Consider the following 24,326-nt stretch of genomic DNA (forward strand, 5'->3'; position numbering starts at 1 on the left):
TCCGTGCTGCTCAGCTCACGGTGACGGCCGGCTCCCCCGGCCCCGCGCCGTCCTGCTCCATCTGCTCGGCGATCTTCATCGCCTCTTCGATCAGCGTCTCGACGATCTTGGACTCGGGGACGGTCTTGACGACCTCGCCCTTGACGAAGATCTGGCCCTTGCCGTTGCCGGAGGCGACGCCGAGGTCGGCTTCCCGCGCCTCGCCGGGCCCGTTGACCACACACCCCATGACGGCGACGCGCAGCGGCACCTCCATGCCGTCGAGCCCGGCCGTGACCTCCTCGGCGAGCTTGTAGACGTCGACCTGGGCGCGCCCGCAGGACGGGCACGACACGATCTCCAGCCGGCGCTCCTTGAGCCCGAGGGACTGCAAAATCTGGATGCCGACCTTGACCTCCTCGGCCGGCGGCGCGGACAGCGACACCCGGATCGTGTCGCCGATGCCCCGGGAGAGGAGCGCCCCGAACGCCACCGCCGACTTGATCGTGCCCTGGAAGGCCGGGCCCGCCTCCGTGACGCCCAGGTGCAGCGGGTAGTCGCACTGTTCGGCCAGCTGCCGGTACGCCTCGATCATCACGACCGGGTCGTTGTGCTTGACGGAGATCTTGATGTCCCGGAAACCGTGCTCCTCGAACAGGGACGCCTCCCACAGCGCGCTCTCCACGAGTGCCTCCGGGGTCGCCCTGCCGTACTTCTGGAGCAGCCGCCGGTCCAGCGACCCGGCGTTGACGCCGATGCGGATGGGCGTGCCGTGGTCCTTCGCCGTCCGGGCGATCTCCTTGACCCGGTCGTCGAACTGCTTGATGTTGCCGGGGTTGACCCGGACGGCCGCGCAGCCCGCCTCGATGGCCGCGAAGACGTACTTCGGCTGGAAGTGGATGTCCGCGATCACCGGGATCTGCGACTTGCGCGCGATGGTCGCCAGCGCGTCCGCGTCGTCCTGCGTGGGGCAGGCGACCCGGACGATCTGGCAGCCGGACGCGGTCAGCTCCGCGATCTGCTGCAGCGTGGCGCCGACGTCCGACGTACGGGTCGTCGTCATCGACTGCACCGACACCGGGGCCCCGCCCCCGACCGTCACCGGCCCGACCTGGATCCGGCGCGAGACCCGCCGCTGCGCGACCGGCCGGACCGGCACCTCGGGGACGCCCAGCTGGACAGCGGTCATGACGTCACTCCCGGTTCCCGGAGACCGTCTCGCGCAGGGCGCGCAGGGACTCCTTCAGCGACCCCATGGTGGCGAGGACGGCGGTGGGTTCGTAGCCGCAGTGCGCCATGCAGTTGGCGCAGCGCGGGTCCTTGCCGCGGCCGTACTTGTCCCAGTCGGTGTCCTCGACGAGCTCCCGGTACGTCGGCACGTACCCGTCGCTCATCAGGTAGCAGGGGCGCTGCCAGCCGAAGAGCGAGTAGTTCGGGATGGCCCACGCGGTGCACGGGAAGTCGACCTTGCCCTCCAGGAAGTCCAGGAAGAGCGGTGAGTGGTTGAGCCGCCAGCGCCGCCGGTTGCCGCCCGAGAAGGCCTTCTTGAACAGCTCGCGGGTCTGCTCCACGCCGAGGAAGTGCTCCTGGTCGGGGGCCTTCTCGTAGGCGTAGGCGGGCGAGATCATCATCTCGTCGACCTGGAGGTCGTCGTTGAGGAAGTTCAGCACCTCGATGATGGTCTGCGGGGTGTCGGTGTTGAAGAAGGTCGAGTTGGTGGTGACCCGGAAGCCGCGCCGCTTGGCCTCCTTGATCGCCTCCACGGCCTCGTCGAAGACGCCCTCCTTGGCGACCGACTCGTCGTGCCGCTCCCGCAGTCCGTCGATGTGGACCGCGAAGGCGAAGTAGGGCGACGGCGTGAACGTGTCCATCTTCTTGCGCAGCAGCATCGCGTTGGTGCAGAGGAAGACGTACTTCCGCTTGGCGACCAGCTGACGCACGATCTCGTCGATCTGCGGGTGCATCAGCGGCTCGCCGCCGGCGATGGAAACCATCGGAGCGCCGGACTCCACGACCGCCCCCACGGCCTGGGCGACGGGCATCCGCTGCTTGAGCACCCCGGCCGGATGCTGGATCTTGCCGCAGCCCTCGCACTTGAGATTGCAGGCGAACAGCGGTTCCAGCTCGACGATCAGCGGAAACTTGTCACGGCGGCGGATCTTCTGTTCAGCCAAATATGTAGCGACCTTGATGGACTGTCGGAGCGGCATGGCCATCTGGCTCACCTCCTGGGGAGCAGCAAGGAACGGTGCCATTCGAAGAAAGCGGGAAGCAGGGAACGAAGGACACGGAAAGCTGATATTCCACCGCGCACCGTGCCGATCCGGACGAGTTCATGTTCAGGAGCGTCCACGACCACCCGGACGGCCGCAACCGGGCGCTCGCCCGCGCGTACGGCGCTCAGGAGCGTGACGGCGGACTCCATGTCGACCGCGATCGCGCCCGTCGCGCGCAGAGCGGACCGTTCGGGGCCGCGCACGACGTGGTCGGAGCCGGTCAGCGGCCCGGTGTGCACGGTCCGGCCGGGCAGCGCGCGGGCCAGTTCCTTCACCAGCAGCCCGGTCCCGACGCAGGGCGTCGTGCCGCGCGCGTCGCGGGTCTCCTCGGCGACGACCAGATCGCCGGGGTGCATCCCGGGCGCGAGGCCCGCGCAGAAGCCGGTGGCGAGCACGGCGGCGTCGAGCAGGGCCGGGTCGGCCAGCATGCGGGTGACGGCCCGCTCGGCGGCCGCCGGTCCCATGCCCGTCCGCAGCACCGTGACCGGCCCGCCGGCCCCGCCCCGGCCGCCCGCGCGCAGGGCGAACTGCTCGATGCCGAGCGCGCAGGCGATCAGCAGCGGGACCGTGGCGGGCTGTGTGCTCATCAGCTCCCCTCGGCCTCGGCGAGCGGCGTGCCGGCCCCGCCGCTTCGGTGCTCTTCGGCCCGACCGCTCCCCGGGAGCCTGGCGGCGAAGGGCTCCCCGTGCAGATAGCGACCGAGCGCGGTGAGCGGGAAGACCTGCCGGTAGAGGTGGTAGTTGATCGAGAAGTCCCACGGGAAGCCCGTCCCCGTGAAGTACGGCTCGTCCCAGGAGCCGTCCTCGCGCTGCGTGGCGGCGAGCCACTCGACGCCGCGTTCGACGGCCTTGGAGTCGCGCTCCCCCGCCGCGAGCAGGGCCATCAGCGCCCAAGCCGTCTGCGAGGCGGTCGAGGCGCCCTTGCCGCTCCACTCCCTTGCGCACTGGTAGGAGCGCAGGTCCTCGCCCCAGCCGCCGTCGTCGTTCTGGACGGACTCCAGCCAGGCCACGGCCCGCCGGATCGCCGGGTGCGCGGCCGGGATGCCGGCGGCGGTCAGCGCGGGCACGACGGACCCGGTGCCGTAGACGTAGTTGACGCCCCAGCGCCCGAACCACGAGCCGTCCGGTTCCTGCTCGGCGAGCAGCCACTCGATGCCGCGCCGGGTGCGCGGGTCGTGGGCGAGGCCCTCCACCGCGAGCATCTCCACGACGTGTGCGGTGACGTCGGCGGAGGGCGGGTCGATGACCTCGCCGAAGTCACAGAACGGCAGCCGGTTCGGGAAGGGGCTGGTGTTGTCGACGTCGAACGCGGCCCAGGCCCCGTTCTTCGACTGCATGCCGAGCGTCCAGCGCAGGCCGCGCACGACGGCCCGGTCCAGCCGCTCCGGGTCGTGGTGGGTGATCCGGCGCAGCGCGAGGATCACCTCGGCGGTGTCGTCGATGTCGGGGTAGTTGTCGTTGTGGAACTCGAACGCCCAGCCGCCGGGCCGCAGTCCGGGCCGCTTCACGGACCAGTCGCCGGGTCGGACGATCTCCTCGCCCAGCATCCAGTCGGCCGCCTTCACCAACTGCGGGTGGTCGGCGGGCAGTCCGGCGTCGGCGAGGGCGATGGCGGCCAGGCAGGTGTCCCACACCGGTGACTGGCAGGCCTCGATCATCCGGGCCCCGTCCTCGCGCCACACGGCGAACCGGTCCAGGGACGCCAGCCCCTCGCGCATCACGGGGTGTTCGAGGTCGTAGCCGAGCAGGTGCAGGGCGATGATCGAGTACACGGCCGGGGGCTGGATGCCGCCCCAGCAGCCGTCGTTCTCCTGCCGCTCGATGATCCAGCGGGCGGCGCTGTTCATGGCGGCTCTGCGCAGTCTGCGCGGGGCGACCTTCCGCAGGGCGTGTAGGGCCTTGTCCATCCGCTGGAACGCCCCGTCCCAACTGAACGACGAAGCAAGCGACTTGGGCGGGTTGGGACGGTCGGGGTCGGTGTGCAGCTCGTCGAGCGGGAAGGGTGCGGGGCGTACCGGCCGCTTCGCGGAGACGATCGTCAGCGGGACGATGGTCTGCCGCGCCCAGCAGCCGAAGTCGTAGATGTTGAGCGGCACCCACTTGGGGAAGAAGAGGAGCTCCGGCGGGAGTTCGGGCAGGTCCTCCCATTTCCACCAGCCGAACAGGGCCAGCCAGATCCGGGTGAAGACCCGGGCGGCGGCGATGCCGCCCTGCGCGCGGATCCAGGCGGAGGCCCTGGCCATGTGCGGGGCGTCGGGGGCGTCACCGGCCAGCCGGAGGGCGACGTACGCCTCGATGGTGGCGGACAGTTCGGCCGGTCCGCCGTAGAAGGTGGCCCAGGTGCCGTCCTCGCCCTGCTCGCCCCGGATGAAGAGGGCGGCGGCCCGCGTGGTCTTCTCGTCGCGGATGCCGAGGAACTGACGGAGCAGCAGGTCCTCGGCGTCCATCGTGACGTTGGTCTCGAGGTCGCCCTTCCACCAGCCCTCCGGGTCCTGGACGGAGAGCAGGAAGTCGGTGGCACGCCGGGCGGCGCGTGCGGCGGCTTCCGGTACCCCGGCCGCCCCGGGGGTGTTCGTGTCGGTGTCGCTGGCCGCGGCGGCTCGGGATGGCAGGGCCCCGGTGCTTCCGTCGGTCGTCGCTGTCATGGCTTCCCCTTCGTGCAGTGGTGCAAGGTGTGCAGCTGCTGTGGGTCCGCCGTCGGCCGGTGCTCCGTGCTCACTCGCGGCACCGGCCGGCGACTACGCGAGGGCTATTCGGCCGATAGTGATCATCTCTTTCGTACGACGACGAAGTCGGCGAGGGCCGTGAACTGTGCCCGCACGCGGTCGGGCATGTCGACGGCGTCGAGGGCTTCGACGGCGATGGTGTGCTGGCGGCGGGCCTCGTCGGCGGTCCACTCGCGACCGCCGGCCTCCTCGATGAGGGCGGCGCGGGCCGCGAACTCCTCCTCGGAGAAGTTCTCGAAGTCGTGGGCCTTGGCGTCGGCGGCGAGGATGTCGCCGAGCCGCTCGGAGGCGGAGCCACCCGCGGCGAGGGCGGCCACGACCGGCAGGGACTTCTTGCGCTGGCGCAGGTCGCTCCAGGTCTGCTTGCCGGTGGAGACCGGGTCGCCCCAGATGCCGAGCAGGTCGTCGACGGCCTGGAAGGCGAGGCCCAGGTGGTAGCCGTACTTCTCGAGGGTGTCGGCGGTGTGGTCGTCGGCGCCGCCGAGGACCGCGCCGATGGAGCTGGCGCAGGCGAGCAGGGCGCCGGTCTTGTTGCCCTCCATCTCCAGGCACTCCTCGACGCTGACGCGGTCGCGGTGCTCGTAGGAGATGTCCTGGGCCTGGCCGTCGATCAGGGCGCGGCTGGCGGTGGTCAGGCGGCGGGTGGCGCGGCCGGCCTCGACGGTGCCGAGTTCCAGGAGCACCTCGTTGGCCAGGGCGAACAGGGCGTCGCCGACCAGGATGGCCTGGGCGGGCCCGTGTACCTTCCACACCGTGTCGCGGTGACGGCGCTGCTCGTCGCCGTCCATGAGGTCGTCGTGGAGGAGGGAGAAGTTGTGGACGAGTTCCACGGCGACGGCGCCGGGGATGCCCGTCTCGGGGGCGGCCGACATGACCTCGGCGGACAGCACCGCGAGGGCGGGGCGCACGGCCTTGCCGCCGTCCCCCTCCGCGGGCCTGCCCTGGGCGTCGATCCAGCCGAAGTGGTAGGCGGCAACAGTGTCCATGGGAGGTGCCAGGCGGTCGACGGCCGCCCGCAGTACCGGTGTGGCCAGGGTCCGGCCGCGCTCGAGCAGCGCGGTCACGTCCACCGCCTCGGCAGTCTTCGAGGCCGGGGGCACAGTGGGCACAGTCTCTCCTCTTGTTGCGGTACCGGGGGTGCGGGGGACGCCCGCCGCGCCGGCCTGGGCCGGCATCACGCCGCCTCCTCGAAGTCGAAGAGGTGGCGAGGGCGTGGCCGGCCCAGGGCGCCCAGCACGGCGTCCGCCGCGCTCACACCACTGCGGACCGCACTCTCCATGGTCGCGGGCCACCCGGTGGCGGTCCACGCTCCGGCCAGGCAGAGGCCGGATGCCTTGGTGCGGGCGCCGGGCCTGAGGCGGCCGACGCCGGGGGTGGGAGCGAACGTCGCGGTGCGCTCCCGGGTGACGAAGAAGTCCTTCACTTCGGCGCCGCGGGCCGGCGGCAGCAGCCGCTCCAGCTCTGGCAGGTACCGCTCACGCAAAACGGCCACCGGCGCGTCGATCTCGTCCTGGGCGGCCGACTGGGACACGGCGAGGTACTGCCCCTGGCGCAGCCCGGACGCCTCGGTCCGGTCGAAGACCCATTGCACGGGGCTGCCGAGGGCGGTGAAGAAGGGCCGGCCGAGGACCTTGCGGTCGTACACGACATGGACGTTGAGGATGGGCGCGGTGCCGATCTCCAGGAGCCGTTCGGGCGCGTCCAGGGCGCCCGCGGGCAGCAGGTCGTGCGCCTCGCGCTGCGGTACGGCGAGGACCACGGCGTCGGCCTCCAGTGTCTCGCCGGCGACCTCGACCCTCCACCGCCCGTCCCCGTCGCAGGAGACGGCGGTGACGCGGGTACGGACCTCGGTGCGCACGCCCGCGGAGTCGAGCGCCTCGCGGGCCAGCCGGTCGTGCAGGTCGCCCAGCGGGACCCGTGCCCAGCCGATGTCGGCCGCTCCCGGGTCGGACAGCAGACCGGTCTTGAACACCATCGCGGCCAGCGCCAGCGAGGCGTCGGACGCGACCGCGTTGAGGGTGGCGACCCCGACCAGGTCCCACAGGGCCTCCACGGCGCGCGCCGACTGACCGTGCGCCGCGAGCCACGTACCGAAGTCCTGCGTGTCCAGCGCCGGGTCGGTGAGGTCGAGTCCCTTGAGCGCGAGCGCGGCCCGGCCCACCTTGGCGCGGTCGGCGAGCGACAGGTGCGGATAGGCGGCGAGGCTGCGGCCCAGATGCAGCGGCACGGGCAGGGCGTCCCGCCGGAGCCGGCCGAGCCGCCGCCCCTCGGGGCGGGCGAGGTCCAGGACGGGAACATCGAGCCGGTCCTGCAGTGGGGCCAGCGCCGCGCCCCCGATGCGGTCGAGGAACCAGCGGTAGGCGGTGCAGCAACGCAGATAGACGTGCTGGCCGTTGTCGACGGTGAGGTCGCCGCGCCGGAAGGAGAAGGCGAGTCCGCCGAGCCGCGGCCTGCCCTCCAGCAGCGTGACACGCACCCCGGCGTCGGCGAGCGCGAGCGCCGAGGTGACACCGGCGAGCCCGCCGCCCACCACGACGGTGTGCCGCCCCTGTGCGGCCGGTCCCCCTGACCGTGTGTCATGGGTCATCGCGCACCCTCCCCCGCGGCTCGGGCGGGCCGCTCGAACGGTGCACGCCCGGCCGTCTCCGTCAGGGACGCGGCCCCGGGCCGGAGGGTTGCCCGCCGCTTCTCGCCGACGGCGGCGTCTGTGTCCCTCACGCACGCCTCCTGACGGTCCGCCGGGTCACGTGCCGGGCGTCGAGACCGGACAGGCCGCGCACGGCGACGTACGCCTTCTCCCGGCCGGGCAGGGAGACCCGGCCGCGCAGCACGGCCTCCGGGTCGCGCTCGATACGGTCGAGGAGGCGGCGGTAGATGCCGGCCATGGCGGCGACGCAGGCGCCGCTGCGCCGGTCGAGCATGGGGAGCAGCCGGTAGCCCTCGGCGAACAGGGCGCGGGCCCGCCGCACTTCGAAGTGCACGAGGCCCGCGAAGTCGGAGCCCTCCGGCGGTCGCGGCCCGCTGAAGCCGGCCGAGCAGCCGAACTTGGCGAGATCGTCGGCGGGCAGGTAGGTCCGCCCGCCCACGGCGTCCTCGCGGACGTCTCTGAGGATGTTGGTGAGCTGAAGCGCGAGCCCGAGCGTGTCGGCATACTCCGGCGCGCGGTCCACTCCGCGCGCCCCCGGTTCCGTGCCGAACACGCCGAGCGAGAGACGCCCGATCGCGCCTGCGACGCAGCGGCAGTAGACCTTCAAGTCGTCCCAGGTCTCGTACGTCTCGCCGCGGACGTCCATCAGGACACCGTCGATGAGCTCGTCCAGGCCGCCGAGCGGGAGCGGGAAGGCCCCGGCGGCGTGCGAGAGGGCGACCGCGACCGGATCGGTGTCGTCCTCGTCGACCCGGTCCTCGCGGATCCGGGTGAGCAGGGCCCGGGTCTCCTCCAGCCTGGCCACCTTGACGTCGTCGTCGAGCGCGCCGTCGCCGATGTCGTCGACCCGCCGCGAGAACGCGTACAGCGCCGACATCGCCCGGCGCTGCGGCGCCGGCAGCAGCCGGATGCCGTAGGCGAAGTTGCGGGCCTGCCGCCCGGTGACGGCCTCGCAGTAGCTGTAGGCGGCGAGTACCGGCGGGGACGTGTGTGGTTCCGACTCCACGGTCCGGATCACCCCTCTCCTCGCAGAGTCACGCCCACCTCACGCAGCAGCCGGACCTTGCCGGGCTTGGGCGGGCCGGGAAGTACGTCGTATCCGGCGGCGGCGATCGCGTGGACGGCCGCCCTTCCCCCCGCCACGAACCCTGCGAGCAGCAGCTTCAGCCTGCCGTGGACGCTACCCACCAGGGGGGCGCCTTCATTCAGGAGATCCCTGGCCCTTTGCGCTTCGTACGCAATCAACGCACGGACCGACGCTCCGGCGGATTTCGTGGCGAGATCGGCTTCCTGGACGTGGAAGCGTTTCATGTCGGCCGCGGGCAGGTAGACCCGGTCGCGGGCGAGATCCTCGGCGACGTCCTGGAGGTGCTCGACGATCTGGAGGGCCGTGCAGATCATGTCGGAGCGGCGGATCCGCTCGGGCGTCGAGGTGCCGGTGACGGCGAGGACGAGACGGCCGACGGGGTTGGCGGACAGCTCGCAGTAGGCGAGCAGGTCGTCATGGGTCTCGTAGCGGCCGACCTGCTGATCCTGGCGGTTGGCGGCGATCAGCCCGAGGAACGGGCCGGGCGTGAGGGAGCAGCGGCGCACGGTCGGCTGGAGGCGGCGCAGCAGGGGGTGGCGCGGCGTCGAGTCGAAGACCCTGCGCAGATCCGCCTCGAAGGCGTCGAGCAGCACCAGCCGGTCCTCGGCCTCCTGCGGGGAGACGCCGAGCAGCCGGGCGTCGGCGCCGCCGGGGGCGAGGTCGCCGTCGCCGATGTCGTCGACCAGGCGGGCGAAGCCGTAGACGGCCATGAGGTCGGTGCGCCAGGCCCGGGGCAGGAAGAAGGGGGCCACCGGGAAGTTCTCGCCGGCGGCCTTGTCGAGCGTGCCGCGCTCGGGATCGAGGGAGCGCGCCGTGCCGGTTCCCGTCACCGCCGGCTGCCCGGCGCGGGGACGGCACGTGCTGCGTGGAGCTGGGGAGTTTCCGTAGCCATCGCCGTCACATCTCCCGTTCTACACTGCCGACCCAATACACACTATTTCGGACACGCCGCCCCGCCGTCCGCACGGTGGCCCGACGGGCGGTGTCGCGCATTATCGCCCTGATTGCCGTGTTTCGGGACCGGTACAGCTTACGTTGTACAACGCGACACGATTCGCCAGGGTGTCCCGCACATCACGAGAACACACCGATTGGCCCCAAGATTCCGAAGATGGGCCGGAGTTGACGTTTCCTTTGCAGACGCCGGGCCCCGCCGGAGCAGTTCCGTCGGGGCCCTGTCCGAAAGCGGGTTACTTGCCCGTGAACTTCTCGTACTCCTTGAGGACCTCGTCGGTGGGGCCGTCCATGCGCAGCTCACCGCGTTCCAGCCACAGGACGCGGTTGCAGGTGTCGCGGATGGACTTGTTGTTGTGGCTGACCAGAAACACCGTGCCGGCTTCCTTGCGCAGCTCCCGGATGCGGTCCTCGGAGCGCTTCTGGAACTTGCGGTCGCCGGTCGCCAGGGCCTCGTCGATCATGAGGACGTCGTGGTCCTTGGCCGCCGCGATGGAGAAGCGGAGCCGGGCCGCCATGCCGGAGGAGTAGGTGCGCATGGGCAGGGTGATGAAGTCGCCCTTCTCATTGATGCCGGAGAAGTCGACGATGTCCTGGTAGCGCTCCTTGATCTCCTCGCGGGACATGCCCATGGCGAGGCCGCCCAATATGACGTTCCGTTCGCCGGTGAGGTCGTTCATCAGGGCCGCGTTGACGCCCAGCAGCGAGGGCTGGCCGTCGGTGTAGACCTTGCCCTGCTCGGCGGGGAGCAGACCGGCGATGGCACGCAGCAGGGTCGACTTGCCGGAGCCGTTGGAGCCGATCAGGCCGATGGCCTCGCCGCGGTACGCCACGAAGGAGACGCCCCGTACGGCGTGCACCTTGCGCACGCCCCGCTCCTCGCCGCGCTTGACGATGCGGCTGAGGGCCGCGGTGGCACTGCCCTTGCCGGTCTTGGCGCCGTTGACGCGGTAGACGATGTGCAGGTCGTCCGCGACGACGGTGGGGATGCGTGCGTCCTGCCTCTGGTCAGCCTGCTGCTCAGCCACGGCCGTACCTCTCCTCCGCCTTCCAGAAGTACACGAACCCGCCGAGGGCGAACAGCACGGCCCAGCCGCCCGCGACCGCCCACACGTGGTCGGGGAGGTTCTCCGAGCCGTAGCCGTCGATGAGGGCGAAGCGCATCAGGTCCATGTAGATCGCGGCCGGGTTCCACTGGAGGACGTTCGCGATCCACTCCGGCTTGTCCTTGAGGAAGATCGGAATGGAGAACATCACACCGGACGCGTACATCCAGGTGCGCATCACGAACGGCATCAGCTGCGCCAGGTCCGGGGTCTTGGCGCCCGCCCGGGCCATGATCAGCGCGAGACCGGTGTTGAAGCAGAACTGGAGGACGAGCACCGGCACGATCAGCGCCCAGGACAGATCCGGGTAGCTGCCGAAGCCGACCGCGACGGCGAACAGCACGATCATCGAGAACAGCAGCTGCTGGAGCTGCTGCAGCGCGAAGGAGATCGGCAGCGAGGCACGCGGGAAGTGCAGGGCGCGGACCAGGCCGAGGTTGCCGGAGATCGCGCGCACGCCCGCCATCACCGAGCTCTGCGTGAAGGTGAACACGAACACGCCCGTGACCAGGAACGGGATGTACACCTCCCGGGACATGCCCCGGTCGGCCTCCAGGAGCAGGCCGAAGATGAAGAAGTACACGGCCGCGTTCAGCAGCGGCGTGGCCACCTGCCACAGCTGGCCCAGCTTGGCCTGGCTGTACTGGGCGGTCAGCTTCGCCCGGGAGAAGGCGAGGATGAAGTGCCGCCGGTCCCAGAGCTGACGGACGTACTCGATGAGGGACGGACGGGCGCCGCTCACGGTCAGCCCGTGCTTGGCGGCGAGTTCCCTCGCCGTGAGGCCCTCGTCGGGCGCCGCGGGCGGGGTCACCGCGACCGTGGCGTCGTGCGTTGTCTCACTCACTAGTGGAAACTTTCGTCTTCGAGATGCTCGGCCTGTGCCGGTCCGGCACGCGCCGGGGCCAGGGTACGGCCCGGGGGCTCCCGGGTGTTCGCGGATACGAGCTTGTCAGATGACGGGGGGCCGGCCCAGCCGGGTCAGCCGCCACACCGTACGCCACTTCATGGGCCGGCGGGGACCGCACGAGGTGGTCCAGCCTTCGCGGAATCCGCCGAACCAGGCCCGCAGCGCGCTGCGGGAGGGGCGGCGCAGCAGAGTGAGCAGCAGCCACACGCCGAGGTAGACCGGGACGAGCGGCGCGGGGAGGTTGCGGCGGGCCAGCCAGACGCGGTTGCGGGCGACCATGCGGTGGTAGACCGCGTGCCGCGAGGGGGCGGTCGTCGGGTGGTACAGCACCATGTCGGACCGGTAGTCGATCATCCAGCCGGCGTCGAGGGCCCGCCATGCCAGGTCGGTTTCCTCATGGGCGTAGAAGAACTCGTCCGGGAGCCCTCCGACGTCGGCGAAGACGCGGGTGCGCACGGCGTTGGCGCCGCCGAGGAAGGTGGTCACGCGCGAGGAGCGCATCGGGTCGGCGGCGCGCAGCCGGGGGACGTGGCGGCGCTGGGTGACGCCGGTCTCCGGGTCGGCTATGCGGAAGCTCACGATGCCGAGCGTCGGGTCGGCTTCGAACGCCTCGCGGCACAGCTCGGCGGTGTCGTGGCTCGCGAGCAGTCCGTCGTCGTCGAGGAAGAGCAGGATGTCGACGTCCCGGCCGGAGGGCCCGAAGGCCTCGATGCCGACGTTGCGGCCGCCGGGGATGCCGAGGTTCTCGGGCAGTTCGATGGTGCGGACGCCTTCGGGGACGTCCGGGACGGGCGAGCCGTTGCCGACGACGACCACCTCGACCGGGTCACCGTCCTGCTTGGCGACGGAGTCGAGGAGGGCGCGCAGCTCCTCGGGCCGGTTGCCCATGGTGATGATGACGGCGCCGACCTTCATGCCGCTCACTTCAGCCTGCTCGAGGCGAGGATGGACACGAGGTGCAGCAGGGTCTGCAGCAGCGCGATGCCGGCCATGACGGCCACACCGAGCCGGGAGAAGAACAGGTCGCCGCGGGCCTGGTCGACGATCGCCAGCACGAGGATCAGCAGGGACGCCTCGATGCCGAGGATCAGCCGGTGGAACTTCAGGGCGGCGGCGGCCTTGCGGGCCAGCGCCATGCCGGAGGAGCGCATCTCTGCGGCGGCCTCCTTGACCGGCGGCTTCCCGGCCTGGTGCCGGGCGACGCCGACGAGGTCGGTCTCGGCCTTGATCAGGATGGCGCCGAGGGCGGCCAGGGTGCCGAGGAAGGCCCACAGCCAGTCGATGCGGCCGCTGCCCCACAGGTCGGCGGCGCGCAGGCCGAAGCCGGTGAGCACCGCGGCGTCGGTCAGGTAGGCGCCGACACGGTCCAGGTAGACACCGTTGAGCGAGTACTGCTTCTTCCAGCGCGCGATCTCGCCGTCGACGCAGTCCAGCAGCAGGTACATCTGGACGCACACCACGCCCAGCACGGCGCCGGCGATCCCCGGCACGAGGAGTGCCGGGGCCGCGAGCACACCGAACACGGTCATCAGGTAGGTGAGCTGGTTGGGCGTGACCCTGGTGTTCACCAGGTAGCGGTCGACCCGCAGGGACACCTCACGCATGTAGAGGCGTCCCATCCAGTGCTCACCGCTGCGCCGGTCCTTCACCCCCGCGGGGTGAACGACGGGGCGGAGTTCAGCTACCGATGGCCTTGACATAGTCGGCGTAGATGTCCTTGATCTGTTCGGTGTTCAGGTCGAGGTGTTCGAGGATGGTGTAGCGGCCGGGCCGGGTCTCCGGGGCGAACTCGACGGCCTTGACGAACTCGTCCGTCGTGAAGCCGATCTCGTCCGGCAGCACGGGCAGGCCGTGGCGGCGCAGGACCTCGGCCATGTACGCCGATTCCTCGTGGGCTCCGCGCAGGTACATCGCGAAGGCAGCGCCGAGGCCGCACTGCTCGCCGTGGGAAGCGGCGCGCTTGGGGAACAGCAGGTCGAAGGCGTGGTTGATCTCGTGGCACGACCCCGAGGCCGGCCGCGAGTCGCCCGAGATCGACATCGCGACGCCGGTGAGGACGAGCGCCTCGGCGAGTACCTGGAGGAAGCCGTTGTCGCCGATCCCGGCAGGGTGCCGGAGCACCGCCTCGCCTGCCTGGCGCGCCATGGCGGCGGCGAGTCCGTCGATCTTCTCGCCGTTGACACGGTTGGCCAGTTCCCAGTCGGCGATCGCGTTGATGTTGGAGATCGCGTCACCGATGCCCGCGCGCACGAAACGCACCGGGGCTTCGTGGATGACGTCCAGGTCGATGACCACGGCGATCGGGTTCGGCACGCCGTAGGAGCCGCGGCCCGCGTCGTTGTCGAGGGTGGCGACCGGCGAGCACAGGCCGTCGTGCGCGAGGTTCGTCGGCACGGCGACCAGGGGCAGGCCGACGCGTGCCGCGGCGAACTTGGCGCAGTCGATGATCTTGCCGCCGCCGAGGCCGACGACCGCGTCGAAATGGCCGGCCTTTATGTCGCCGGCCAGCCGGACCGCGTCGTCGAGTGTGCCGCCGCCGACCTCGTACCAGGTGGCGCCGGGCATGCTGGGCGAGATGCGCTCGCGCAGCTTGGCGCCGGAGCCGCCGCTGACGGCCACGGCGAGGCGGCCGGAGTGCGAGATGCGCTCGTCGGCGAGGACGCACGCCAGGTCCTCGAGGGCACCCGGGCGGATGTCCACGACCAGCGGCGAGGGGATGAGCCGGGTCAGTACTGGCACGCGATCTCCCGTCCGCGGGCGAGGTCGTCGTGGTTGTCGATCTCCACCCACTTGACGTCGCCGATCGGCGCCACGTCGATACGGAAGCCGCGGTTGACGAGCTCCTGGTAGCCGTGCTCGTAGAACTGCTGCGGGTCGGTCTCCCAGACGGCCTTGAGCGCGTCCGCGAGCTCGGGGGCCGCATCGCCCTCGATGAGGGTGACGCCGATGTACTCGCCGGTCGCCTCGGCGGGGTCCATCAGCTTGGTGATCTTCGTCATGCCCTTCTCGGGGTCGACGACGACCTTCATCTCCTCGTCCGCGAGGTCCTTGACCGTGTCGAGGGCGAGGATGATCTTCTTGCCCTCACCGCGGGCGGCGAGCAGCGTCTTCTCGACGGAGACCGGGTGGACGGTGTCGCCGTTGGCGAGGATCACCCCGTCCTTGAGGGCGTCACGCCCGCACCACAGGGAGTAGGCGTTGTTCCACTCCTCGGCCTTGTCGTTGTCGATCAGGGTGAGCTTGAGGCCGTACTTCTGCTCAAGGGCCTCCTTGCGCGCGTACACGGCCTCCTTGCGGTAGCCGACGATGACCGCGACCTCGGTGAGACCGATCTCGGCGAAGTTGCCGAGAGTCAGGTCGAGAACCGTGGGCTCGCCTTCTATGCCCGCGGGGCCCACCGGTACCAGTGCCTTGGGGAGGCTGTCGGTGTAGGGGCGCAGACGCCGTCCGGCGCCGGCCGCGAGCACGAGGCCGATCATGCGGTTTCTCCTTCATCGTGTACGGCGGGTGCGCCACCCTGATGGGCGCCGACCCAGAAGCGGATGCTCTCGACGAGCACCACGAGAGCCACAGCCACGGCCAGTGCCGTGAGCGCGACGTTGAACTGCGAGGCGGTGAGCAGCGCGGCGAGGACGGTGACGAGCAGCGTCCGACCCTCGTGCCCCCCGATGGAGCGCACCAGCCAGGCCGGGGGCGCTCCGGCGTCGCCGCGGATGCGGTAGACCGTGTCGTAGTGATGGTAGGCGACGGCGGCCACCAGCCCGAAGGCCGCGGGAAGGGCCCCGGTCACGTCCGCCTTGACCGCGAGGATCAGGACGGTGCAGTACTCGGCGGCGCGGAAGACCGGGGGGACCAACCAGTCGAGGGGGCCCTTGAGCGGCTGCATGAGCGCGCATCCGGCGAACACCACGTAGAACGGGGCGGTGATGACCGCTCCCCCGGCTCCGTGGAGGATCGTGTTGACCAGCAGGAGTGCGGCACCGGCCGCGGCAACGAGGACCGGCGTGTACGGGAGGATCTTGCCCCGGGGGCTGCGCAGCCTGGAGACCAGCTCCGCGAGCGGGCCCGAGTCCGTCAGGTCCGCCAGCGCCTTCGCTGCCCGGTCCGTGCGCTGTGCCTTCCGGGTCAGGGACCGCAGTACCCGCCCGGCCGTGGTGTACGTCGCGGCGAAGGCGCAGCCGATGAGCAGCGCGAAGAAGGTGATGCGGGGCGTGGTCAGCGCCGTCAGGACGGCGATCATCGCCCAGCGCTCACCGATCGGCAGCACGATCATCCGGCGGATCCACACCGTCCAGCCGACGCTGTCGAGCTTGTCGGAGAGTGCGGCGGTGGGGCTGGTGTTGGCCGTGGCGTCGTGGTTCGCCTCGTTGAAGGAGAAGTCCACGACGTGCCTGCAGGTCTGCAGGACCATGGCGCCGAGGGCCAGGGCCCACACGTCGTCGCCGCCGCGGGCGGCTCCGAGCGCGAGGCCCGCGTAGTAGGCGTACTCCTTGGCCCGGTCGAAGGTGGCGTCCAGCCAGGCGCCGAGCGTGGAGTACTGCAGGGAGTAGCGGGCGAGCTGGCCGTCGGTGCAGTCCAGCACGAAGGAGGCGATCAGCAGGACGCCGGCCGCGACGAAGCCGCCGCGGGTGCCGGTGGCCGCGCAGGCCGCCGCTATGAGGGCGGTGATCAGCGAGGCGGTGGTGACCTGGTTCGGAGTCAGGCCGCGGCGGGCGCACCAGCGGGCGATGTAGCGGGAGTAGGGGCTGATGCAGTAGGTGGTGAAGAAGCCGTCGCGGGCCTTCACGGCCGACTTCAGGCGTACGGCCTCGTCGTCGACGTCGGTCACCGCCTGCCGTGCCTCGTTGCGGGCCTGGGGGTCGGCGGGGACGGCGGCGACGAGACTGCCCAGCTCGGGGCGGTGCACGGCGGTGCCGTCGGCGTCCAGGGCGGCGAGGATGCGGTCGGCGAGGCTGTCGACGACGGTGGTGCCGCCGCCGGCGGAGTTCTCGCGGGCCATCGCCCGGGTCAGCGCCTGGCGGCCGGCGGGCTGGGCGGTGACGGCGCCGGGGATCGCGGCGAGCGGGAAGCGGGGGTCGGTGAGGCCGAGGCGCAGCGCGTGCACGTGGCCCACGAAGCGGGCGTCGACCAGGGCGACCCGCTCGTCGCCGGGTACCTCGGCGAGGAGGGTCTCGGCCTCGGCGGCGTCGGTCGCGGTCCGGAGGTCGAACCCGAGGGACCGCAGGTCGGCCTCGATCGACGATCCGGGGACCGGCTGGCCGGTGAGGATGGCGGTCGACAACCGAATTCACTCCCTGGATACCGGCGCGTCGACGCCGGTGACGTACATGATGGGGGCGCCTTCTCCGGTGGCTCCCGGGCGGCGTGTCGGCAGAGGCTATCGGATGCCGGGAGGGCCACGTTCACCGCCTGTTCGGCGGATGGATCGACGCGGTTCGCACGAGCCTTTGCCGCGATCATCATCGTGGATCCGGGGCCCGCCCCACAAACCGTGCCCCCTTAAGCGGACATCGAGGACATTGCGCAGGCAGTGGCCGTGGCCGCATAGGGTGGGCGACCATGACGTGGCTGATCACCGGCGGTGCCGGCTATATCGGAGCACATGTGGCCAGGGCCATGACCGAGGCCGGGGAACGCGTTCTCGCCCTGGACGACCTGTCGGCCGGGGTGCCCGCGCGGCTCCCCGCCGAGGTACCGCTCGTGCGGGGCTCCTCGCTGGACGGGGATCTGCTGAAGCGGGTCTTCGCCGAGCACGGCGTGACGGGCGTGGTGCATCTCGCGGCGCGCAAGCAGGTAGCCGAGTCAGTCGCGCAGCCGACGCGCTACTACCGGGAGAACGTCGGCGGTCTGGCGACCCTGCTGGACGCGGTCGCCGAGGCCGGGATCGAGCGCTTCGTGTTCTCGTCGTCGGCCGCCGTGTACGGCGACCCGGGTGTGGACCTCATCACGGAGGACACCCCGTGCGCGCCGGTAAACCCGTACGGCGAGACCAAGCTGGCCGGGGAGTGGCTGGTGCGGGCCGCGGGAAAGGCGCACGGGATCTCCACCGTATGTCTGCGCTACTTCAACGTGGCGGGTGCCGCCGCGCCGGAGCTGGCGGACACCGGTGTCTTCAACATCGTCCCGATGGTCTTCGACCGGCTGACGCGCGACGAGGCGCCCCGGATCTTCGGCGACGACTACCCGACCCCGGACGGCACCTGCATCCGTGACTACATTCACGTCGCCGACCTCGCCGAGGCCCATCTGGCGGCGGCCCGGCGACTGGCCGGGGGCGGCGGCCAGGGTGATCTGACGGTCAACATCGGCCGGGGCGAGGGTGTCTCGGTCCGTGAACTCGTGACGGTCATCGGCGAGGTCACCGGCGACCGCCGGCCTCCGCTCGTCGAGGAGCGCCGCCCCGGAGACGCCCCCCGTGCGGTGGCCTCGGCCGCCCGGGCGGCCGCCGAGCTCGGCTGGACCGCCCGGCGCGGGGTGCGCGAGATGACCGAGTCGGCCTGGCGGGGCTGGCAGCTGCACCACGGCTCGTGACCCCCCGCGGCGCCCTGACCTGCGCATCGTTTCCGCAGGTCAGGGCACATGACAACGGTGTTCAGTGCCGCGTTGCACATACCCCCTCCCCGTAGTTCACTGGGGTGCCCGAGCACGATCAGGCAGACGCAGGAGGCTGACTTCTCATGGGGGCTGGGCACGATCACGGGCACGCGCACGGCGCGGGGGCCGGCGGTACGGCGACCTCGGCGTACCGCGGCAGGCTGCGCGTCGCGCTGGCGATCACGCTCGGCATCGTGGTCGTGCAGATCGTCGGCGGCGCCCTGGCAGACTCCCTGGCGCTCGTCGCGGACTCCGCGCACATGGCGACGGACGCCCTGGGCCTGGGCATGGCGCTGCTCGCGATCCACTTCGCGAACCGGCCGCCCAGTGAGCGGGCCACCTTCGGCTACGCCCGGGCCGAGATCCTCGCCGCCCTGGCCAACTGTCTGCTGCTGCTCGGGGCCGGCGGCTACGTCGTGTACGAGTCGGTCCAGCGCTTCATCACGCCGGCGGAGACCGAGGGCCGGCTGGCGCTGCTGTTCGGTGCGATCGGTCTGGTGGCGAATCTGGTGTCGCTGTCGCTGCTGATGCGCGGGCAGAAGGAGAGCCTGAACGTGCGCGGCGCGTTCCTGGAGGTGGCGGCCGACGCCCTGGGCTCGGTGACGGTGATCGTCTCGTCGGTGGTGATCATGCTCACGGGCTGGCAGCCCGCCGACCCGATCGCCTCGCTCGTCATCGCGCTGATGATCGCGCCCCGGACGTGGAAGCTGCTGAGCGAGACGCTCTCCGTGCTCCTGGAGGCCGCCCCCAAGGGCGTCGACATGGCGGAGGTGCGGTCGCACATCCTCGCCACGGACGGTGTGGAGGACGTGCACGACCTGCACGCCTGGACGATCACCTCCGGTATGCCGGTGCTGTCGGCGCACGTCGTCGTCAGCTCGGAGGTGCTGAACGCGATGGGCCACGAGAAGATGCTCCACGAGCTCCAGGGCTGCCTCGGGGACCACTTCGACGTGGAGCACTGCACCTTCCAGCTGGAACCGAGCGGGCACGCGGAGCACGAGGCACGGCTCTGCCACTGACCCGGCGGCTCCGCGGGTGCGTGCGAGAGGCGGGGCGAGCGGGAGCAGGTGGGGCGCACTTCACTGCACGTGCGCCGGAGAACGCAACCCTCCGCCACACGCCCGCGCCCTGAGCCCCACAGCTCCGGCAGCGACGATTTTCCGCCTGCCGGGCCGGGCACGATCATCTACCGGGTCCCTGTCCCGGCGTCCGACCGGTGCCGGCCGCGGTCCGCGCCGCAGCGCGGGACATGCGGGCGTGCCGCGAAGTGCCGGGAGTGCCGGATTCGTACGGCAGACTTGGGGCGCGAAGACCGATGTGAAGGATGGGTATGCCGATCACACCTGCCACCGCGACGCACAACCCGTCGAACGGCACCGCAGACGCGATTTTGCTGGAACTGGTCGACGAGGACGGCGTGACGATCGGCACCGCGGAGAAGCTCGCCGCCCACCAGCCGCCCGGACAGCTGCACCGCGCGTTCTCGGTGTTCCTCTTCGACGAGTACGGCCGGCTGCTGCTCCAGCAGCGCGCGCTGGGCAAGTACCACTCCCCCGGTGTGTGGTCCAACACGTGCTGCGGCCACCCCTACCCCGGTGAGGCGCCCTTCGCGGCGGCGGCGCGGCGCACGTTCGAGGAGCTCGGCGCGTCCCCGTCCCTGCTGGCCGAGGCGGGCACGGTCCGCTACAACCACCCGGACCCGGAGTCCGGCCTGGTGGAGCAGGAGTACAACCACCTCTTCGTCGGCATGGTGCAGGCCGTGGTGCGGCCGAACCCGGAGGAGGTGGCGTCGACGGCGTTCGTGACCCCACCGGAGCTGGCGGAGCGGCACGCCAAGGACACCTTCTCGGCCTGGTTCATGACCGTCCTGGACGCGGCCCGGCCGGCGATCAGGGAGCTGACGGGCCCGTCGGCCGGCTGGTGACCGGGGCCCGGAGACGGGACCTCACGCGTAGCGCGCGGGTTTGAGCGGCAGGGCGGCCCAGATCACCTTGCCGCCACTCGCGGTGAATTCGACCTCGCACACACCGCCGGCCTCCCGGGTGACCTCGCGCACCAGGAGCAGTCCGCGCCCCCCGGTGCGGGCGTGGTCGGTCTCCAGCGCGGTGGGCCGGTACGGATGGTTGTCTTCCACGGACACCCGGAGCCACTCGGCGCCGACGGCCAGCTCGACGGCGATCGTCGGGGACAGCACGGCCGCGTGCTTCACGGCGTTCGTCACCAGCTCCGAGACGATCAGCAGCAGCCCCTGCGCCAGGTCGTCCGAGACCGGCACTCCCTGACGCAGCAGCAGGTCCCGCACGGCGTGCCGTGCCTGGGGGACCGAGGCGTCGACCGCAGGTGCGGTGAACCTCCAGACCCCTTCGTACGGCAGCGGATCCGCGGGCCCCGGGCCGAGGGGCGCCGCGCCGCCCTCTGGGCGCGGACCGAACCCGCGCCCGTCGTCGTCCATAGTCCGGTCGCCACCCTCGCGCTCGATTGTCGCCACACACCGAGTGTTGGGAACGATGCGCCTCACACCCCGGGACTGAACAGAAGTCAGCAAGTATCGAGCGCTTCTGACCGTTGGCGTATGACACGGTCAGTTGTGGGACTGGTCCTGTCCCTGTTGTGCCGTCTCGGCGAACTATTCGGGTTGTACGGGTTTGGCATCCGGATAGCATCCGGCGCATGGAGCCGCAGCTGCAGCACCGCGTGACCGACTCGGTCGCGACGGTCGTCATACGTCATCCCGAGAAGCGCAACGCCATGACGGCCGCCATGTGGCGCTCCCTCCCCTCGCTGCTGGAGGAGCTCGCGGGCGATCCCGCCGTGCGGGCGCTGGTGCTGACCGGCGAGGGCGGCACGTTCTGCGCCGGGGCCGACATCTCGACGCTGCGCGGCTCGCCCGAGGAGGCGCAGGGGCTGGCCGTGCGGGCCGAGGAGGCGCTGGCCGCGTTCCCTAAGCCGACGCTGGCCGCGATCCGGGGGCACTGCGTGGGTGGCGGGTCCCAGCTGGCGGCGGCCTGTGATCTGCGGTTCGCCGAGGAGGGGGCACTGTTCGGTGTGACTCCCGCGAAGCTCGGCATCGTGTATCCGGCCTCCTCGACCCGGCGGCTGGTGTCCCTGGTGGGGCCGGCCACCGCCAAGTACCTACTGTTCTCCGGGGAGTTGATCGACGCGCGGCGGGCGTTGCGCACCGGGCTGGTGGACGAGGTGCTGTCCGGGGGCGAACTCGGCAAGCGGGTCGCCGAGTTCACCCGGATCCTCGCGTCCCGTTCGCAGCTGACGCAGGCGGCGGCCAAGGAGTTCGCGGACGGGCGTACGGACCGGGACGCGCACTGGGCCGGGCAGGCGCGCGCGAGCGGCGACACCGCGGAGGGTGTCGCCGCCTTCCTGGAGCGCCGGCAGCCGCGGTTCGGCTGGAGCGTGCCTACGTCAGGATGACTCCGGAGTGCGTGCGGAACAGTTCGACGAGGTGTGCGGGAGCCTTCTCGGGTGAACCGGCGTCGTAGGGCGGCTGCGGGTCGTACTCGGCGGCGAGCTGGACGAGCTGTGCGTGGTCGTCGCCCGCGATCCGGCCGAGCAGCGTCAGTCCCATGTCGATGCCGGAGGAGACGCCGGCCGCCGTGACGTACTTGCCGTCGGTGACCACCCGCTCCCCCGTGGGCTCGGCACCGTGGCGCTTCAGTTCCTCCAGGGCCAGCCAGTGGGACGTGGCGCGGCGGCCCCGGAGGAGTCCGGCGGCGGCGAGCAGCAGGGAGCCGGTGCACACGGACGTCGTCCAGGTGCTGGTGGCGTCGGCGGTGCGCAGCCAGGTGAGCAGGGGGCCGTCCGCCGCCAGCGGCAGCGGGCCCGGGCCGCCGGGGACCACGATGATGTCGGGGCGGGGGACGTCGGCCAGGGTGCGGTCGGCGGTGATCGCGAGGTTCCCCGAGTCGTTCCGCACGGGGCCGGCCTCCTCGGCGACGAAGACGGTCTCCGCGTCCGGGAGCCGGCCGAGGGTCTCGTAGGGGCCGACGGCGTCGAGGGCGGTGAAGCGGTCGTAGAGGACGATGGCGATCTGCATGGAGTTCCTTCCTCGGCAGATGTCGTGGGCGTTCAGGGCGTGGTCGCGGGGCGGAAGCGACGGCGGTATTCGGCCGGGGGCGTTCCGAGCGTCCTGACGAAGGCGCGGCGCATGGCCTCGGGCGTGCCATAGCCGCTGGTGCGGGCGATCTCCTCGATGCCGTCGGCGGTGTCCTCCAGGAGGCGCCGGGCGTGTTCGAGGCGGACGCGGTCCACGTAGCGGCCCGGCGTCATGCCGGTCTCGGCGCGGAACGCGCGGGCGAAGTGGCGGGGTGAGAGGCGGGCGCGCACGGCGAGGGTGTCGACGCAGAGGTCCGCGTCCGGGTGGTCGGTGATCCAGCGCTGGACGTCCCGCAGGGGTTCGCGCTGTGCGGTCTGGGCCGCGAGCTGGGCGCTGAACTGGGCCTGGTTGCCGGGGCGGCGCAGGAACACCACCAGGTGGCGGGCGATGGTGAGGGCGGCGTCCCGGCCCAGGTCCTCCTCGACCAGGGCGAGGGCCAGATCGATGCCGGCGGTGACACCGGCCGAGGTGGCGATGTGCCCGTCACGTACGTAGACGGGGTCGGGGTCGATCTCGACCGCCGGGTGGGCGCGGGCGAGCCGGTCGCAGTACGCCCAGTGGGTCGTGGCGCGGCGGCCGTCCAGCAGGCCCGCCTCGGCGAGCACGGCGGCACCGGTGCACACCGAGACCAGGCGCTCGACGCGTGGTCCGCGCTCGCGCACCCAGCGGACCAGGCGCGGGTCCGGCCGCAGGCTGCCCGTGCCGCCGGGGACCAGGAGGACGTCCGGGTCGGGCGCGGAGGCCAGCGACTCGTCGGGGACGAGCGTCAGGCCGCTGGTGGTCCGCACGGGCGCCCCGTCGAGCGAGGCCGTGCGGATCCGGTACGCGCCCGGAGCGAGCAGGTCCGCGCCCGCGAAGACCTCCGGGGGTCCGGTGACGTCGAGACTCTGCAGGCCGTCGAAGAGGACGGCGAGAACCGTGCGGGGGGCCATGCCGTCGATTCTTCGCGGGGGGTCCGCACGGCTGCAAGGACGAGTACCCCACCTTTCCTGCCACGGGCGCCCACCCCTGGAGCACATACCAAGCGGTTGGTAACCTGCCGGGCATGACGACTGCCGCCCTGGAGCCGCGCGCCGGCCGACGCTGCAACACCGTGCTCAACTCGCTGCACGCGACGCACTACTTCTCCCCCGACCTCGGGCGCGAGCTGGGGGCCGTCGGGGTGACCGACCCGCGTGCCGTGAACTTCGCCGTGCGGGCCGCCGCCTTCGGACCGGTCGGGGCCGGGGCCGTGACCGCCGCCTTCTACAACTACAAGCACGAGCTCGTGGCCCGGTACGTGCCGGCGGTGTGGGAGACCGCCACCCCGGGACAGGTCCTGGACGCACGCACGCGTGCGGTCGACGCGACACTGCGCCGCCTGCTCGGCGAGGAGGCCCTGGCGTCGGCGGAGATGGCCGAGGCCGCACGGCTGGCGCTGCGCGCCGCCGAGGCCTGCTCGCGCGCGGCACGGCCGCTGTACTCGGCACACGCCGACCTGCCCGTCCCCGAGGAGGCGCACCTCGCCTACTGGCACGCGGCGACCCTGCTGCGCGAGCACCGCGGCGACGGGCACCTGGCCGTCCTGGTGTCCGCGGGTCTCGACGGCCTGGAGGCGATGGTGACCCACACGGCGACGGGCAAGGGCATGGCCCCGAAGTGGGTGTGCGCCACCCGGGGCTGGAGCCGGGACGAATGGGACGCGGCGACGGACCGGCTGCGTGAGCGCGGGCTGCTGGGGGCCTCCGGCGAGCTCACCGAGCGGGGTGTGGCCCTGCGCCGGGAGATCGAGGACGAGACGGACCGCCTGGACCGCGCCCCGTACGAGCACCTCGGCCCGGAGGGAGTGGCCCGGCTGACCGAGCTGGGCGGGGGGTTCGCGCAGGCGGCGCTCGGGGCGGGGGCTTTCCCGGCGGATTTGATCGGCAAAGGGTGACGCATAGTGACGCGTCTGCGAGGTA

The 24,326-nt window shown here is 71.7% G+C and carries 24 protein-coding genes; 5 read left to right on the forward strand and 19 right to left on the reverse strand.

All coding sequences use genetic code 11. The annotated features are described in order from the left end of the window. Window positions 1-10: 10 nt before the first annotated feature. The 16 genes from ispG to ABTX60_RS09915 form a co-directional block, all read right to left on the reverse strand. The gene (gene ispG, locus ABTX60_RS09840; RefSeq protein WP_352096572.1) at window positions 11-1,168 is read right to left on the reverse strand and encodes a flavodoxin-dependent (E)-4-hydroxy-3-methylbut-2-enyl-diphosphate synthase; all 1,158 of its coding nucleotides are present in this window, start codon (window positions 1,166-1,168) and stop codon (window positions 11-13) included. Window positions 1,169-1,172: 4 nt separating this feature from the next. Then, window positions 1,173-2,195 (reverse strand): adenosyl-hopene transferase HpnH, encoded by a 1,023-nt coding sequence (gene hpnH, locus ABTX60_RS09845; RefSeq protein WP_352096573.1) that lies wholly within the window; start codon window positions 2,193-2,195, stop codon window positions 1,173-1,175. A 5-nt stretch (window positions 2,196-2,200) separates the two neighbouring features. After that, window positions 2,201-2,842 carry a phosphorylase family protein gene (locus tag ABTX60_RS09850; protein ID WP_352096574.1) on the reverse strand — a complete coding sequence of 214 codons (642 nt, stop codon included), beginning with the start codon at window positions 2,840-2,842 and terminating at the stop codon, window positions 2,201-2,203. Further along, a complete protein-coding gene (shc, locus tag ABTX60_RS09855; protein WP_352096575.1) occupies window positions 2,842-4,899 on the reverse strand; it encodes a squalene--hopene cyclase in 2,058 nt (685 codons plus the stop codon). The genes ABTX60_RS09850 and shc overlap by 1 nt, the downstream gene beginning before the upstream one ends. A 122-nt stretch (window positions 4,900-5,021) precedes the next feature. Then, a complete protein-coding gene (locus tag ABTX60_RS09860) occupies window positions 5,022-6,155 on the reverse strand; it encodes a polyprenyl synthetase family protein (protein ID WP_352096576.1) in 1,134 nt (377 codons plus the stop codon). Further along, complete coding sequence (gene hpnE / locus ABTX60_RS09865; RefSeq protein ID WP_352096577.1) at window positions 6,155-7,567, reverse strand: hydroxysqualene dehydroxylase HpnE; 1,413 nt, start codon at window positions 7,565-7,567, stop codon at window positions 6,155-6,157. The genes ABTX60_RS09860 and hpnE overlap by 1 nt, the downstream gene beginning before the upstream one ends. Then, entirely contained in the window at window positions 7,564-7,698 is a 135-nt protein-coding gene (locus ABTX60_RS09870; RefSeq protein WP_352096578.1) for a DUF6380 family protein, read from the reverse strand. The genes hpnE and ABTX60_RS09870 overlap by 4 nt, the downstream gene beginning before the upstream one ends. Further along, entirely contained in the window at window positions 7,695-8,645 is a 951-nt protein-coding gene (gene hpnD / locus ABTX60_RS09875) for a presqualene diphosphate synthase HpnD (protein WP_352096579.1), read from the reverse strand. The genes ABTX60_RS09870 and hpnD overlap by 4 nt, the downstream gene beginning before the upstream one ends. Beyond that, window positions 8,642-9,544 carry a squalene synthase HpnC gene (hpnC, locus tag ABTX60_RS09880; RefSeq protein ID WP_352096580.1) on the reverse strand — a complete coding sequence of 301 codons (903 nt, stop codon included), beginning with the start codon at window positions 9,542-9,544 and terminating at the stop codon, window positions 8,642-8,644. The genes hpnD and hpnC overlap by 4 nt, the downstream gene beginning before the upstream one ends. A gap of 360 nt (window positions 9,545-9,904) precedes the next feature. Next, window positions 9,905-10,696, reverse strand: a complete 792-nt coding sequence (locus tag ABTX60_RS09885; protein WP_352096581.1) for an ABC transporter ATP-binding protein — start codon at window positions 10,694-10,696, stop codon at window positions 9,905-9,907. After that, a complete protein-coding gene (locus tag ABTX60_RS09890; RefSeq protein WP_352096582.1) occupies window positions 10,689-11,618 on the reverse strand; it encodes an ABC transporter permease in 930 nt (309 codons plus the stop codon). The genes ABTX60_RS09885 and ABTX60_RS09890 overlap by 8 nt, the downstream gene beginning before the upstream one ends. Before the next feature lie 105 nt (window positions 11,619-11,723). Further along, window positions 11,724-12,596, reverse strand: a complete 873-nt coding sequence (locus tag ABTX60_RS09895) for a glycosyltransferase family 2 protein (protein WP_352096779.1) — start codon at window positions 12,594-12,596, stop codon at window positions 11,724-11,726. A gap of 5 nt (window positions 12,597-12,601) precedes the next feature. Beyond that, a complete protein-coding gene (locus ABTX60_RS09900; RefSeq protein ID WP_352096583.1) occupies window positions 12,602-13,381 on the reverse strand; it encodes a CDP-alcohol phosphatidyltransferase family protein in 780 nt (259 codons plus the stop codon). After that, window positions 13,359-14,420: an iron-containing alcohol dehydrogenase family protein gene (locus ABTX60_RS09905; protein ID WP_352096584.1), complete on the reverse strand. Its 1,062-nt coding sequence runs from the start codon at window positions 14,418-14,420 to the stop codon at window positions 13,359-13,361. The genes ABTX60_RS09900 and ABTX60_RS09905 overlap by 23 nt, the downstream gene beginning before the upstream one ends. Next, window positions 14,408-15,160, reverse strand: coding sequence for a phosphocholine cytidylyltransferase family protein (locus tag ABTX60_RS09910; RefSeq protein ID WP_352096585.1), 753 nt, complete (start codon window positions 15,158-15,160; stop codon window positions 14,408-14,410). The genes ABTX60_RS09905 and ABTX60_RS09910 overlap by 13 nt, the downstream gene beginning before the upstream one ends. Beyond that, entirely contained in the window at window positions 15,157-16,962 is a 1,806-nt protein-coding gene (locus ABTX60_RS09915; RefSeq protein WP_352096586.1) for a DUF5941 domain-containing protein, read from the reverse strand. The genes ABTX60_RS09910 and ABTX60_RS09915 overlap by 4 nt, the downstream gene beginning before the upstream one ends. Window positions 16,963-17,240: 278 nt before the next feature. Here ABTX60_RS09915 and galE point away from each other — a divergent pair, with 278 nt between their 5' ends. The 3 genes from galE to idi all read left to right on the forward strand — a co-directional run bounded on the left by galE (window position 17,241) and on the right by idi (window position 20,202). Then, on the forward strand, window positions 17,241-18,212 hold the full coding sequence (galE, locus tag ABTX60_RS09920; RefSeq protein ID WP_352096587.1) for a UDP-glucose 4-epimerase GalE: 972 nt from the start codon (window positions 17,241-17,243) through the stop codon (window positions 18,210-18,212). A 146-nt stretch (window positions 18,213-18,358) separates the two neighbouring features. Then, window positions 18,359-19,297: a cation diffusion facilitator family transporter gene (locus tag ABTX60_RS09925; RefSeq protein WP_352096588.1), complete on the forward strand. Its 939-nt coding sequence runs from the start codon at window positions 18,359-18,361 to the stop codon at window positions 19,295-19,297. Window positions 19,298-19,608: 311 nt separating this feature from the next. Next, window positions 19,609-20,202: an isopentenyl-diphosphate Delta-isomerase gene (gene idi, locus ABTX60_RS09930; RefSeq protein ID WP_352096589.1), complete on the forward strand. Its 594-nt coding sequence runs from the start codon at window positions 19,609-19,611 to the stop codon at window positions 20,200-20,202. A gap of 21 nt (window positions 20,203-20,223) precedes the next feature. Here the strand turns inward: idi and ABTX60_RS09935 are convergent, their stop codons facing one another. Next, window positions 20,224-20,730, reverse strand: coding sequence for an ATP-binding protein (locus ABTX60_RS09935; protein WP_352096780.1), 507 nt, complete (start codon window positions 20,728-20,730; stop codon window positions 20,224-20,226). Between the two features lie 218 nt (window positions 20,731-20,948). On the opposite strand from ABTX60_RS09935, the gene ABTX60_RS09940 reads away from it, so the two are divergent. Further along, window positions 20,949-21,704 (forward strand): enoyl-CoA hydratase/isomerase family protein, encoded by a 756-nt coding sequence (locus ABTX60_RS09940; protein ID WP_352096590.1) that lies wholly within the window; start codon window positions 20,949-20,951, stop codon window positions 21,702-21,704. Here the strand turns inward: ABTX60_RS09940 and ABTX60_RS09945 are convergent. Beyond that, a complete protein-coding gene (locus tag ABTX60_RS09945) occupies window positions 21,691-22,326 on the reverse strand; it encodes a DJ-1/PfpI family protein (RefSeq protein WP_352096591.1) in 636 nt (211 codons plus the stop codon). The two genes, ABTX60_RS09940 and ABTX60_RS09945, sit on opposite strands and share 14 nt — an antisense overlap. Window positions 22,327-22,358: 32 nt before the next feature. Continuing rightward, window positions 22,359-23,318, reverse strand: a complete 960-nt coding sequence (locus ABTX60_RS09950; protein ID WP_352096592.1) for a GlxA family transcriptional regulator — start codon at window positions 23,316-23,318, stop codon at window positions 22,359-22,361. A 113-nt stretch (window positions 23,319-23,431) separates the two neighbouring features. On the opposite strand from ABTX60_RS09950, the gene ABTX60_RS09955 reads away from it, so the two are divergent. Further along, complete coding sequence (locus ABTX60_RS09955) at window positions 23,432-24,301, forward strand: SCO6745 family protein (protein ID WP_352096593.1); 870 nt, start codon at window positions 23,432-23,434, stop codon at window positions 24,299-24,301. The last annotated feature ends 25 nt before the right edge of the window (window positions 24,302-24,326 follow it).

Source organism: Streptomyces sp. NPDC126510 (assembly GCF_040302345.1).
In the GTDB taxonomy this organism is placed as follows: Bacteria; Actinomycetota; Actinomycetes; order Streptomycetales; family Streptomycetaceae; genus Streptomyces.

Excerpts from the sequence above, each read along its gene's own strand:
- ispG (WP_352096572.1), bottom strand. The coding sequence starts at position 1,168 with ATGACCGCTGTCCAGCTGGGCGTCCCCGAGGTGCCGGTCCGGCCGGTC.
- hpnH (WP_352096573.1), bottom strand. The coding sequence starts at position 2,195 with ATGGCCATGCCGCTCCGACAGTCCATCAAGGTCGCTACATATTTGGCT.
- ABTX60_RS09850 (WP_352096574.1), bottom strand. The coding sequence starts at position 2,842 with ATGAGCACACAGCCCGCCACGGTCCCGCTGCTGATCGCCTGCGCGCTC.
- shc (WP_352096575.1), bottom strand. The coding sequence starts at position 4,899 with ATGACAGCGACGACCGACGGAAGCACCGGGGCCCTGCCATCCCGAGCC.
- ABTX60_RS09860 (WP_352096576.1), bottom strand. The coding sequence starts at position 6,155 with ATGCCGGCCCAGGCCGGCGCGGCGGGCGTCCCCCGCACCCCCGGTACC.
- hpnE (WP_352096577.1), bottom strand. The coding sequence starts at position 7,567 with ATGACCCATGACACACGGTCAGGGGGACCGGCCGCACAGGGGCGGCAC.
- ABTX60_RS09895 (WP_352096779.1), bottom strand. The coding sequence starts at position 12,596 with ATGAAGGTCGGCGCCGTCATCATCACCATGGGCAACCGGCCCGAGGAG.
- ABTX60_RS09900 (WP_352096583.1), bottom strand. The coding sequence starts at position 13,381 with ATGTCAAGGCCATCGGTAGCTGAACTCCGCCCCGTCGTTCACCCCGCG.
- ABTX60_RS09910 (WP_352096585.1), bottom strand. The coding sequence starts at position 15,160 with ATGATCGGCCTCGTGCTCGCGGCCGGCGCCGGACGGCGTCTGCGCCCC.
- galE (WP_352096587.1), top strand. The coding sequence starts at position 17,241 with ATGACGTGGCTGATCACCGGCGGTGCCGGCTATATCGGAGCACATGTG.
- ABTX60_RS09925 (WP_352096588.1), top strand. The coding sequence starts at position 18,359 with ATGGGGGCTGGGCACGATCACGGGCACGCGCACGGCGCGGGGGCCGGC.
- idi (WP_352096589.1), top strand. The coding sequence starts at position 19,609 with ATGCCGATCACACCTGCCACCGCGACGCACAACCCGTCGAACGGCACC.
- ABTX60_RS09935 (WP_352096780.1), bottom strand. The coding sequence starts at position 20,730 with ATGGACGACGACGGGCGCGGGTTCGGTCCGCGCCCAGAGGGCGGCGCG.
- ABTX60_RS09940 (WP_352096590.1), top strand. The coding sequence starts at position 20,949 with ATGGAGCCGCAGCTGCAGCACCGCGTGACCGACTCGGTCGCGACGGTC.
- ABTX60_RS09945 (WP_352096591.1), bottom strand. The coding sequence starts at position 22,326 with ATGCAGATCGCCATCGTCCTCTACGACCGCTTCACCGCCCTCGACGCC.
- ABTX60_RS09950 (WP_352096592.1), bottom strand. The coding sequence starts at position 23,318 with ATGGCCCCCCGCACGGTTCTCGCCGTCCTCTTCGACGGCCTGCAGAGT.
- ABTX60_RS09955 (WP_352096593.1), top strand. The coding sequence starts at position 23,432 with ATGACGACTGCCGCCCTGGAGCCGCGCGCCGGCCGACGCTGCAACACC.